We start from the raw sequence: 11844 nt of genomic DNA on the forward strand, positions 1-11844 counted from the left end.
TGCCGGATCCAGTCGGAATGTCCGCTCGCCGACCTTGCCGGTGGTGGTGATCCAGCCGCCGTTGTCGTCTTCCGAAAGCAGGATATTCTGGATCTCCACCGCGGCGGCCTCACCGGGGCGCGCACCCGTCCTAAGCAGGAAGGTGACGAACCGCAGCAAGTCCGGCGGGCAGGCAAGCAGCAGCGCTGCCTCCTCGTCGCGGGTCAGGACGCGGATCCGTGCGCCGAAGGATTCCGCCTTCTTGAATTTCTCCAGCCCGTCCCACGGGTGCGGGCCCTGCTGGCCTGTGGCCGCCTTGTTGAGCGCCGCCTTGAGCCCGGCGATCTTCCTGTTGATCGTCGCCTTGCCTGCCCGCTTGTCTTCGGCGGCGCGGAGGAGGCCGGCCCGCCACTTCTCGAGATCCTTTGCCGTCAGGTCGACGAGCCGGAGATGCCCGAGCCCTTCCTTTAGGAGCTTCGCCTCGGAGCGGATCTTGGCCTTCGCAATGCTGGTCGATGCGCCTGCGCTCCTGTCATCCCGCCACGCGTCAATCGCGTCGCCGACGGTGATCTTGCTGGCGAGTCGCGGTGCCCCGGCGATCTTGCGTGCCTCGTCGGCGGCAGCGTCATAGGTCAGCCCGCCGGGCCAGCCTCCATCCTCGGCGTCACCAATGGTGCGGTTGAGGTACTTGCCGTCTGGCGTGGTGAGCTTGACCACCCATTTTGCCGGGTGGCTGCCACGGAAACGCCAGCCTAGGGAAACACCCTTGGCTAGTCGGCAATAATGGGGAGCGGCGCGGGCGGCGAGGCGCTTGCGTTTCGTCTTCGAACTGAGGTCGGTCATCGGGCTGGTTACTTTTGGTTACATTTTGGGGCGCGGGGCTACAGGGCCTCGCTAGGCCTAGTAAAGGGTAACTGCTTGAAGTTTCAAGGCCTGTCAGGCTCAGCAGAGAGTTAGCTAGGCCCCGCGTTCCCCCTCCGAAGGCGAAGGTCATAGGTTCGAATCCTATAGCGACCGCCATAAAAATACATTAATCTATTGTTTTTGGTTGGAATTTTTAGCAGCCTAGGTTGTTGATCCCCCATTTATTCCCCCACCTTCGCCCGGAACGCGCAAGAATTCGGCCCCGATTTGTCGCAGGCTGAATCGGTCATTGGACGGTGCAGCCTCGAACCTAGCGACACCACGGGCGGGGCAACGGCGGACATGAAGTTCGTCCGCAGATAAAACTAGCTGCCAGCCCCTCGGCAATCAGCGTCTTTCCCACATCTTGGCCATCGACGCGAAGATAGGCGCAAGCGCGGCCGAAACTGCAGTTCTTCGTGCCTTGGGTTCCCTGTTTGCAGGCACACGCGACGAACTCTACTTCGGCAGTTTTCGCGGCCCGGACAAGCTGGTTGAGGCGGGCGGTTGCTCGCTTTCCTAGCGCCTCGCCTCGCGCGCATCTCGGCTTCCAGGTTTCAGGCGTGTTATAGCCCACCAACCGAATGCGCCGCTCATTTGACCCAAGTCGAATTGTGTCACCGTCCACGACGCCGATGCTTCCAGGGGGAACGGAGTGCGGAGATTTTGTTTCGGTTTTTCGTTTTTTCTGTGTGCGTGAGGGCATCGGCCTAGGTTGCAGCGACACCGAAACCGCAAGTTCATCTGTCCCGCTAACTTTTTTGAGAGGCATGGAGGCCACTTCATTGCCGCCAACGCCTGGACGGCCGCTCGATCCCGTGTCATCGCCTGGTAGGCTGAACAAGAGTCCGACTGCGCCCAAGAACAGGATAACGGCCAACTTCGATTGCCGAATGGGAGACCGATCCTTTATCGATCGATGGGTGCGGGCTGGCCGTTCGGGCGGTGTATGCTTGGGAACTGATTGTGATGGATGCACAGTTCTTTTCTGAACCGCGTCTTTGGGAACGTTTGCTTCAAGCTTCCTGAGCGTCCGCTGCAACGCCGCGTATTGCTTCTCCGACATGTGCGTTCGCCCGCCATATCGAGCAAGTTTGGCGTCAATGTCGGTGAGAAAACGCCGTTCCCAATTGTTCAGCGGAGCTTCGGTTAAAGTTGCCGCAATTCGAGTGCGAAGTATTCTGGCTTCTTCGTTCGTCACAACGGGGCTGATTCTTGGGTATTATTCCGCGCCGACAGTCGCTTGGTACGGTCGGGAATTCCTGTGGCGTATTTACGCTAGGGTGCCAAGCCCACACATCCTACACTGGTGGCGCGACCTATCCGGCTCCGGTGGTGGGGATAGCCATGGCAAGCAGCGCCGAAACAAGCTCGATGTTCAGGAGTTGCGCGGATTTTTTCAAATGTGGATACGTGCGAACAAATGGGAGCACGGTTTCCTAGTTCAAGGCCCTACAAATCCGAGCCCCCCCCCTCTATCCGGATTAAGTTGAAGCGTCTGGTTTGCTGACCTACCGGGAATTCGCTGCCAATACGAAATCCACTGGCACACAAGCACAGAATATGGAAATAGATCTGGGGACCTACAATTCGCCAAGTGTTGCAGCGACCGCTGCTTGGCAGGCCGCCGAATTGCCTGGAAATGCGCTCTTGCAATAACAGCGGGAGCGCCATCTCGAATTGCAGCACCCGGCCAAAACCAATGCAGCTCTTTTTAGATTGGGTATTTCGGGACCGACACGACGCAACTCTCGCCAACAATTGGCCTAACAGGTCGTCAAAAAAATCTTCTTGTACTACGCTTCCCGTCGACGCGAGCCATGGTTTCCACGGGCCGCATTTTCAGCTCATCGAGAGGACGCCGTAAGACGGGTTTTGGCGCTCATGCGCGTCGCAGAGGGAGTCTTTCAGCCCCTCTTAACCGAAGCAGTTCGGGGGCTCACTGACAGTTTTCTGCATAGGGTCGTGCTTCATACGGTACATCCGCCACTTCTTCGATGATGCTAGGCCCCGCTTTTCTCGAATGCCAATCACATAAACCCTGTGGTCTTGTGCAGACTCACCATCCGGGACATAATCAGCCTTACGCAGAGCAGAGGGAATACCAGTAATCGCATGGTCAAACAGCGATTGGGCATTGTAGTCGATCCTCTCTTGGTCAATTCCACCGCTTTCGTCCTGAAAATTCATATGGGAAATCATTGGATTTTTTCGTTTTCCACCTACGAAAAAAGAACATCCGGTCAAGGCTGGAGTGAACATGATATCTGCATCACTTCCCAAACGGATCTGCCAAACTGTATTGTCGCTGTAAGGAAGGAAATATGCTGGAAATGTGTCTTGGCCACCCGCCGGAGCACCGCTAATCACAATATCATTTTGGAGTTGGTCCTCGACCTTAAAACGCTGCAAGCCCGCATGAAGGTTCTGAGAGAAGTCCATCGACACCGCGAATTTGGTCAGAAACTTGATTGGGCTTGAAAGAAACGCCTGACTTAGGGTTTGTGCCATCAATGCTCTCCTGGTAGCTATTTGAATCTGCTTTCTGCACGTCGTTGACCAGTCTTTCCCAAAGGAACGTCTTTGTCAGGTATGATGCCCGCGCCTACGGCCCGTGGCAACGACTTTGAACTTGGTACCGGGATCACGCCTTCTCAAACCTTGTAGCTGTAACGATATACGACCCAGTTGCACGATGTATGATTTCGGATGCCCGTCGAATGCACTTTGAGGTGGCTCGGGAAATCTGAACGGTTGAGTTAGGTGGATTTTCTGCTCCCGATCTGGCAGCGATGCCGGGAAGAAGGAGCGAAAGATGGCAAGACGTCCGAGAAGAAACCACAGCGCCGCGTTCAAGGCGAAGGTCGCATTGGCGGCGCTGAAGGGCGACAAGACGATGAGCGAACTGGCCACCCAGTTCGACCATCCCAATCGTGCTATCCTTGGCTACTTGGTTCTTATCCAAGTTTGAGCGTTTCCTCCACCCTATGAGGCGACTGGAACTCTGGCGTGGCGAGCAGGGTAAATCAGCGCTTATGTCCATTCGACCTATTTTGCGCTCGGTAACTTGTCCGAGAAACCGAACCTTGCCACGATGCCGCCCAGCGCCTGCATGACGTACCTGTCGTGGTGATGGTTCAGCCGCTCGAATGTGTACAAATGCTTTGCGGCGCGGCGGGCCTCCTATTCCTACTTCAGACCGTTTGGGTCACGTGGTGCAGGCCCTCTGGCAGCCAAGGGAAGCGAAAGGTCTTTACCGGACGTGACCCACGAAAATTTGACCGGATTGCATTCACAACTCTAAGCTTAACCCAGAGTCACCCCCTTGGGAGCGCGACATGTCCGATTCTTATTACGGTTTTCATTACGGTTTGCATTTGGAACCACCCACGACCTGGAACAGGACTTGGGAATACGGCTGGCTATACGAGTACTATTGGGACTACGTTTACGACTGGCACTTCTATTCCGAGTGGGTCAACATTTGGCATTACAGCTTCGGCTGGCATCAGAATTGGATACAGGGCTGGTACGCCGAATGGAGCTTTGGCGGCCATTATGACTGGTACTTCGGTTGGTACCATGATTGGCAATTCGGCTGGGACTTTGCCTGGTCTTACGGCTGGCACGCGACCTGGAGCTATGGCTGGTCGCAGCAATGGGCCTATGGCACGGATTATGACTGGCATTTCGGCTGGAATTACGGCTGGAATTACGGCTGGAACTTCGGTTGGAGCTACGGCTGGTACGCCGCGCAGGGTAACGGCTTGCACTGGGGCTGGGTCTCAGGCGTTGGCTGGGTGCAGGAATATGGCTGGTACTGGTACTGGAACCAGGGATGGCACACCGGGTGGAACTTTGGCTGGTATACCGGTTGGAACTACGGTTGGTGGCTCAGCGAAGAATACGGCTGGTACCAGAACTGGTATTACGGCTGGAGCGTCACCTGGAACTATGGCTGGACCGGGTACTGGAGCTACGGCTGGCACACCAGTTGGAGCTATGGCTGGTACGCCCTTTGGGACTATGGCTGGGATGCCTCATGGCATTACGGGTGGAATGCCTATTGGAGCTACGGCTGGGGCTGGGAGATTTCCGGCTCAACCTTCCTTGCTGGTTGGTCTCTTGGCTGGGCCTGGGTCTACCAATCCTCTCCAACTGGCCTTGGCTGGTATTCGACCTGGAGCTGGAACTACGATTGGTGGAGCGGAATTCCATCGGGCTTCGGTGACAGTTACTGGAATGTAGGCTGGTATTACGGCTGGAACAATTGGGGCTATGTCGATGGCAGCGTGTTCTACACCGGCTGGTACGGGATTTCGTGGAGTTTCCACGACTACTATTCCTGAAGTCCTTTCATACCTAATCCGGCCAATTTGACATTGCTCGGCAACTTGTCGGCGAACCCAAACTTCTCCGCGATACCGCCCAGCGCCTGCATGACGTACCTGTCGTGGTGATGGTTCAGCCGCTCGAATGTGCGCCAGTGCATCCCCCGGGGTTTGTTCCAAAGTTCCGGGCCGTTCAGGATGCCGGGTGTCCAGCCAAGCTGCTCTCGTATCCTATCCGCTTTCCGTGCCGCTCTTTCGCCAGCATCTTCGCGCTGAGAGGAATAGGCGAGTTGGTGACAATGACGGCAAGCAAATATCCGTCCGCCATAGAGCACTGCGACGCGCCTTCCGCAGCCTTGGGCGGGGCAGAGGAGCCAATGCCGCGCCCCGCCGATGTTGCAGGGCGTGGCGTCGAGATGGACGCTGTAGCGCAGGCTTTCCCAATCCTTGCCCACGCTTCGGGACCGGTAATCCAAGACAATGCGCGCCGGTTCCGAGGCGATACCGACTGATGCCACTACCTCGCCATTGCGTGACCATGTGATGTTGCCCGAATAGCCCGGACGCAACATGCCCTCGCGCCCCAGCCAACGCACGTCTATCGCCCGATAGTCTTCCGTCGTGCTCCTGGCGCCGATATGCCAGTGCCGTCCGCTTCCCATTCCGCCCATGTCGCGCCTCAGATTTTATGGGAATCAATTGCAAGGTTGGTTCAATATCGGTGCAACGCAGCGATGTGGGTCCGCCGCGCTCTCGCTGCCCTCTTCCGGCATCCTTCGCAGCAATATTGAGCATCTACACGCCGCCAATCGGGAAGCGGGTCGCCGCACCAACTGCATTTCCAGTCACCGCGAGCGAGGCGCCGCACCATCCCTTCCGCTCGCTTGTGTCGGTTCCCGTCGTTGCCCGTCCAGAAGTAAGCGTGGAAACTGACGGTAGGCCGGTCGGCATACTCCTCAATCCAGAGGGCTGCAGGGTCGGGTCCAGGCATCGGCGTTCCTTTGATTTTCCGGCACCCACAAACGGGTCAACTGCCTTGAAATGCTGTCACCTTTGAATATAACCCATTAGGAACATTTAAGGAACAACGGTTGCGTGTCGCTACGCCGGCAAAGAGGAAGTGTTGATGATTTGCTGCCCGATGACATTGTTCCTTGGGCGAGGGATGTTTGGCGTGACCGGCAGGAACTTGCGACACTGAGCGGCGGGCCATGGATGCTCAGGAAGGCAGCCGATGTGCTAGGAATAGACCAAGAAGAAGTGGACAAGCTGCTTAGATCGAAGGGATGAAATCGCCCGCCTCCGCCCGAACTCGGAAGGCCGTTACCTGCGCTTCCCCGTCGTTGGGCCGATTTTGGGTAAGATCTGCTTCGTTGACGGACCCGACGTTCGCCGTAGATTGGCGCCAGGTGCGGGATGGACCCGCTCTTCGCGCGTCCCAATAGCCGATTCGCCTCATTACGCTACGCCTGATCCAGACGGCGCACTTGGGTCTCACGCGAGGGACGTTGAATGGCTTTGAGTGGGGCCTTGCCAAGAAAGCACACAATTGCATGGGCCATCTCGGCCTGCAACTTGCGGACCTCACCATGCCTGGATTCGGTGATGTCGGTGAAATGTGTCGAGATGTATGCCTCTTTCCGGTTCATGTCGTTTCTCCTGTTTTCCAGAGTGCTGGTTTTCCTGAATTGAAGGTGCCATATCCTTCCAGGGGATGCTTTGAGACGGCGTCCAGAAACCTTCCGGATTGGCTCCATTTGCCTTGAGAAACTTTGTCGCGCGTGGTCATTATCAGGAAATGGGCGACGAAACTGCGATCTTGTTCGAGGACTTCCGGATCGACACCTCTCGGGGCGAACTGAGCCGCGCGGGTAAGGCTGTCGCGCTCGAGCCGCAGGTGATGGACTTGATTACTTACCTTGCGTCGCACCCTGGAAAGATCGTCACGCGCGACGACCTGATCGATCACGTCTGGGCCGGGCGCATCGTGTCTGACAGCGCGATCTCAAGCCGCATCAACGCGGCACGCGTCGCACTTGGTGACAACGGCCAGACGCAAAGGCTGATCAAGACGATCCCACGAAAGGGATTCCGGTTTGAGGGTGACATCAAGGATGCCCAGGAAAATCCGGTGCAAGCTGAGACCGAGCAGCCATCCGTCGCGGTCCTGCCATTTAGGAACCTCTCAGGCGATCCGGAACAAGCCTATTTCTCGGACGGTATTACAGATGACATAATCATAGAACTCGCGCGGTGCCGCGAGCTGGTCGTGATCGCACGGCAGTCTTCCTTTGCGTATCGAGATGGCGCGACCCCGCTGTGTCAGATCGCCGGGGAATTGGGTGTGCGGTACATCCTTGAAGGGGGTGTTCGACGTTCTGGCAACCGCATCCGCGTGACAGTTCAGCTGATCGACCCTTCAACTGGTGCCAATCTGTGGGTCGAGAAGTATGACCGGCACATCGAAGACATCTTCGAAGTGCAGGACGAAATCACAGCAATGATCGTGAATACGCTGGCCGGAGAAATCACCCGCGACAGCTATCGGCGTTCGTTGGCAAAGTCCTCGGAGAAAGTGAATGCCTACGACCACTTTCTACGCGCCTCGGAGGCGAACTTTCGCGGCGCACGAGAAGACGTGATAAACGCACGGGAAGAGGCACTGAAGGCCATCGCCATCGATCCCGAAATGTCCCGCGCACACGCCCTAGTTGCCTGGACCTACATTTCGGAATTTATGAACGCATGGGGCGAAGGGCCGTCACAGACCATCGAACACGCGCGGAAATACGCTCTGGCCGCAGTTGACGCCGACGGACGTGAGCCGCTTGGCCACATCGTCCTTGGCTGGGTTTTTATGTGCCTCAGGGATTTCGACCGAGGATTGGCGGAACAACGTCGGGCCGTCGCCGACAACCCCGGAAATGCCCACTACCGAAGTCTCTACGCCTTCACGCTCGCATATTCCGGCCAGTCGGAGAAGGCGATCGAAGAGCTCGAAAAGGCTATGCAGCTGAACCCGCGCCATCCCGATCTTTATAATGCCCATTACGGTCGCGCACTCTTCAACCTGCGGCGGTACGACGAGGCCATCCTGGCGCTGGAGAAAACAAGAACGTCCCAGCCGGGCAATTCCAATCCAATCGCGCTTGCTGCGGCATGCTACGCGGCACTCGGTCGGATGGAAGAGGCCAAGGAAACAGTGGAGGAAGTCCGGCAAGCCAGTCCTGACTACAGCCTAGATTACGCGCGCCAATACATTCCGTTTGCGCGTGAAGAGGAGTTGGAACACTTCATATCCAATCTCGAAAAGGCAGGGCTATAGATACGCTTCGAAGATTCTTCGGGTCCGGATGAGCGCATATTCGCGTCGGTGGCAACGGTCCGCTCCGGCTCGAAGCGGTCATCCGACAAAATTGCTCAGATGTCCGCACCGTCGGCATTCCCGACCTTGCGGCCAGCGAGCCATACTTGCCGATACCCACGGAGCACCGGTCCTAGGCTGCGAGGTCCGGTAACTGCGCAGTGCGGCCATTGGAGACACCCCGGCAATGGCTGCTTTGAAGGCCGTTATGTCCTTCAATCTATCCCGTCCTTTCGAGGGATGGTATCTTGTGGGCTTCGAGCAGTGCATCTCTGTCGCCCTGCTCCCCGACCTGAGCGAATGCGCTGTCGTCCCCAGCGAAGCGTTCAGGATGGCAGACCCTTCGAGATACACCCCAGCCAATTCATTCTGTTCAGAAGCAGCGCATCCTTATGATCACGCCGTAAACGAGATTGGGTTCTAAGGGCTGAGATTTTTGATCAAAGTCTGGCGGAGTTATTCACTGTCGCTATCTCCAGTGCCAACAATATCTGAGTACGTGCAGTTCAACTTTTCGCATAGCCGCGGCAACTCTTCTGCGTAAAGCCGCTGACGTCCGAGTTCGATCTGATTAATCCTATGTGAACCTTTGTGACCAAGAAATGCTGCCAGTTCACACTGCGTGAGCGCCAGTTCTTTACGCCGACTTCTCAGTCGAACGCCGATTTCACGTCTTGCTTTGAACAGTTCTTGATCATCCATTCATATAAGAATGTTTGAAACTGACGTTTGGTCAAGATCAAATTTGGTACAAGTCCAACCCATAGTCTCAAGCAGGGTCCAGAGCAGGTAACTGCGCAATCCTGCCGTTGGCAGGTCACGGCACCTCGCACACGCAGCATGGTTTCCGACCGTCGTGAACGGCCCGGAGCCGACGTTCATGCCTGCCGCAGCGTAGGGCCGCGACGAGCCCAAACTACGGGATGCTGCGTTTCACAGGACCGACTGGTTTGTCGACCTTGCGGTCGTCCGAGCGATTCTGTCAGACTGCCTCCGTTCGCCTGGAAGCCCTCCCTGACGAAGGGCAGCTATCGCCGGTCGTGCAGGGCAAAACCGTGCCAGAACCTCCGTGGTATTGGCTGGGGGATCTGTCACACCTAAGCCGTTGATGTTGTGTGAGCCTACCGGGTCATGCCAAAAACGACCGTTTTTGACACAGAGGTTTTGGCAAGGGGTTATTGTCCAGGCGAACAAATCTCAAAGTTAGCAAAGGCATTCTTGGAAAACTGGACTGCTAACGCGGCGACATCTAAGCTTCACCCAACACCACATCTCCTTGGAGGACGAAGGATTGGGATTACCAAACGTCTATCGAGAAATCGAAAAAAACGAGCACCTATGTCAAGGTGACATTCTCTTTCCAAGCCGGATGCGCGAGCGTCTTGCTGGGCATCAAGATTACTATGCCAACGCGCCTCACTTCTATCGATACGTTGTGCTCACGCAGACCTGCGATCTTGCGAGAGAAGGAGATAGAAGCAATTTCATTTTCCTGTCTGTAGCTCGGAAGCTCAGTGAAGCTCTTGGCCCAAAAGACCTAGAAAGCAAAAAAATTGCCGAAGGAAAAACGCAAAATCTGCTCAAAGAGCTGTTGATGTTCCAGTACAATAAGCGTGGTTTTTTCTACCTTCCACAAGACGAAAGCCAAGGTGTTGACGAACCTCTTGTGGTCGACCTTCGTGTAATTTTATCTTTGCACAAGAGCCATCATGACAAGCTTGTGCTAGCGCGATGTGGTGGGCTGAATGATCTATTTGCTGCGCAGCTTGGCCAGCTGACTGCCCAGATGTTCAATCGCATCGCAATCCCGGATGTGGATGCAGGGGAAGCGAACTTTGAGGCAGCAAAGCTCGCGAAATCTGCACGCACCAAACACGCAGAGCGTTTTGATGCGCTTTTTGCTGCTAGCAGCCACAAGAAATGTTCTGTGCTGGAGTGCGGAAAGAGGGCCGAAACGTTTAGATGGTTGAACGTGAAGTCTTTAGATGGTGAAGGCGAAGAGGAGGTGATCCTCTGTTTTGAACATGCTCGACAACTCGATGCAGGCACGTTTGTAGGCGAACTTACTCTGAAAGACTAGCGATCCGCAGGGAGTAAGCTGTCAAAACTCATACGTTTGTGTTCTGTCAGGAAGTTTTTGGCCAATCGAGACGAGATGAGGTGAGGTATCGTAACAGACAGCATTTTCCTTGTTCGCGGCTTCTGCCACAGTCATGGTGAGACTGTTGCTGCGGTGCAAATTCGAAACGGCTATGAGGAGCGATATTTTGACTATTGAGACTGCTACTTCTTGGAGCGATTTGTACGAACTTCTTTTTCAGGACAGCAAGAACGACAGACTAGGTCGCTTTAAGTCAAGGTATGCGTTCCGAGGTGTATCGACTGCACGGTACAAGATGGAAACCTCGCTAATGCGTCAGGGTGGGGAATTCGCAAAAACTGAGAACCATATAATTCGCCAATTCAAGAAATACGCGTATCAGCATTTGGGTGACCATCACAATGAGTGGTACTGGCTGTCGGTAGGACAACACTACGGCCTACCTACGAGATTGCTCGATTGGTCTTATTCTCCCGACGTTGCACTGCACTTTGCGACGTCCAACACCAGTAAGATGCAGGAGGACGGTGCTGTTTGGATGGTGAACTATAAGGAGTTACACCAGAAAGCCCCTCCCAAAATTCGCGGTGTGATGGAAGCCGAGAAAACTTGGATACTTACAACGGACCTAATGTCCGAAGGGCTCAACAACCTCGCCGAACTGGATGAGTTAGGCCATAAAACCGGCGACTTCGTCCTTTTCTTTGAACCACCTGCGTTGGACGCGAGGATTTACAACCAATTTGCATACTTCTCGATTGCTTCAAGGCCTGACTTGTTGATCGACGATTACTTGGCCGCAAGCGGGGACATACCGTGGCGAAAAATAATAATTCCGGCTGATTTGAAGTGGGAAGTCCGCGACAAGCTAGATCAAAGAAACATTAGCGAACGCGTGCTGTTCCCCGGCCTTGGCGGGCTTTCTGAGTGGCTAAAACGGTACTACCTGCCTACCGGTAGTGCTGCCCCTAAGCCCTAAGCCCTGCCAAAACCCATACGTTTCTGTCACAGGCGAAAACGACCGTTTTTGTCTCCACAATGGAAGCCGCCATTGAGCCACTGATAGAAACCGGCGCTGGCGCGCCATAGTCTGGTTTCGTCCAACGTCAGCTATGCACAGATGCTGTTGAAAAAGTCTGTTGATGCGTTTGCGTTGGGCTGATTCA

10 protein-coding genes and 1 pseudogene are annotated in these 11844 nt (G+C 55.4%); 5 read left to right on the forward strand and 6 right to left on the reverse strand.

Annotated features, from left to right (window positions below; genetic code table 11):
- From AX756_RS22840 to AX756_RS22845, 3 genes are all read right to left on the reverse strand, one after another.
- On the reverse strand, positions 1-822 hold an 822-nt coding region (locus AX756_RS22840), incomplete at its 3' end, for a site-specific integrase (protein ID WP_156461637.1).
- 331 nt (positions 823-1153) lie between these two features.
- A complete protein-coding gene (locus AX756_RS26810; RefSeq protein ID WP_156461640.1) occupies positions 1154-1948 on the reverse strand; it encodes a thermonuclease family protein in 795 nt (264 codons plus the stop codon).
- Positions 1949-2799: 851 nt separating this feature from the next.
- The gene (locus AX756_RS22845; RefSeq protein WP_068317664.1) at positions 2800-3393 is read right to left on the reverse strand and encodes a hypothetical protein; all 594 of its coding nucleotides are present in this window, start codon (positions 3391-3393) and stop codon (positions 2800-2802) included.
- 304 nt (positions 3394-3697) lie between these two features.
- Between AX756_RS22845 and AX756_RS22850 the strand changes: the two are divergent.
- Positions 3698-3817 (forward strand): annotated as a pseudogene (locus tag AX756_RS22850) (transposase); the annotation flags it as partial.
- Between the two features lie 403 nt (positions 3818-4220).
- Complete coding sequence (locus tag AX756_RS22855) at positions 4221-5231, forward strand: hypothetical protein (protein ID WP_068317672.1); 1011 nt, start codon at positions 4221-4223, stop codon at positions 5229-5231.
- Here AX756_RS22855 and AX756_RS22860 read toward each other — a convergent pair.
- Complete coding sequence (locus AX756_RS22860; RefSeq protein WP_197431121.1) at positions 5222-5785, reverse strand: hypothetical protein; 564 nt, start codon at positions 5783-5785, stop codon at positions 5222-5224. The two genes, AX756_RS22855 and AX756_RS22860, sit on opposite strands and share 10 nt — an antisense overlap.
- Positions 5786-6676: 891 nt before the next feature.
- Positions 6677-6862 (reverse strand): hypothetical protein, encoded by a 186-nt coding sequence (locus AX756_RS22865; protein WP_068317678.1) that lies wholly within the window; start codon positions 6860-6862, stop codon positions 6677-6679.
- A 98-nt stretch (positions 6863-6960) separates the two neighbouring features.
- Here AX756_RS22865 and AX756_RS22870 point away from each other — a divergent pair, with 98 nt between their 5' ends.
- Complete coding sequence (locus AX756_RS22870) at positions 6961-8538, forward strand: winged helix-turn-helix domain-containing tetratricopeptide repeat protein (protein ID WP_156461638.1); 1578 nt, start codon at positions 6961-6963, stop codon at positions 8536-8538.
- A gap of 495 nt (positions 8539-9033) precedes the next feature.
- Here AX756_RS22870 and AX756_RS26920 read toward each other — a convergent pair whose 3' ends face one another.
- A complete protein-coding gene (locus AX756_RS26920; protein WP_082739308.1) occupies positions 9034-9279 on the reverse strand; it encodes a helix-turn-helix domain-containing protein in 246 nt (81 codons plus the stop codon).
- Positions 9280-9868: 589 nt separating this feature from the next.
- Between AX756_RS26920 and AX756_RS22880 the strand changes: the two genes are divergently transcribed.
- Both AX756_RS22880 and AX756_RS22885 read left to right on the forward strand, forming a co-directional pair.
- Positions 9869-10657: a hypothetical protein gene (locus AX756_RS22880; RefSeq protein ID WP_156461639.1), complete on the forward strand. Its 789-nt coding sequence runs from the start codon at positions 9869-9871 to the stop codon at positions 10655-10657.
- A gap of 187 nt (positions 10658-10844) precedes the next feature.
- On the forward strand, positions 10845-11657 hold the full coding sequence (locus AX756_RS22885) for an FRG domain-containing protein (protein WP_197431122.1): 813 nt from the start codon (positions 10845-10847) through the stop codon (positions 11655-11657).
- Positions 11658-11844 lie beyond the last annotated feature (187 nt).

This window comes from Aliiruegeria sabulilitoris (assembly GCF_001558155.1).
GTDB lineage: Bacteria > Pseudomonadota > Alphaproteobacteria > Rhodobacterales > Rhodobacteraceae > Tropicimonas > Tropicimonas sabulilitoris.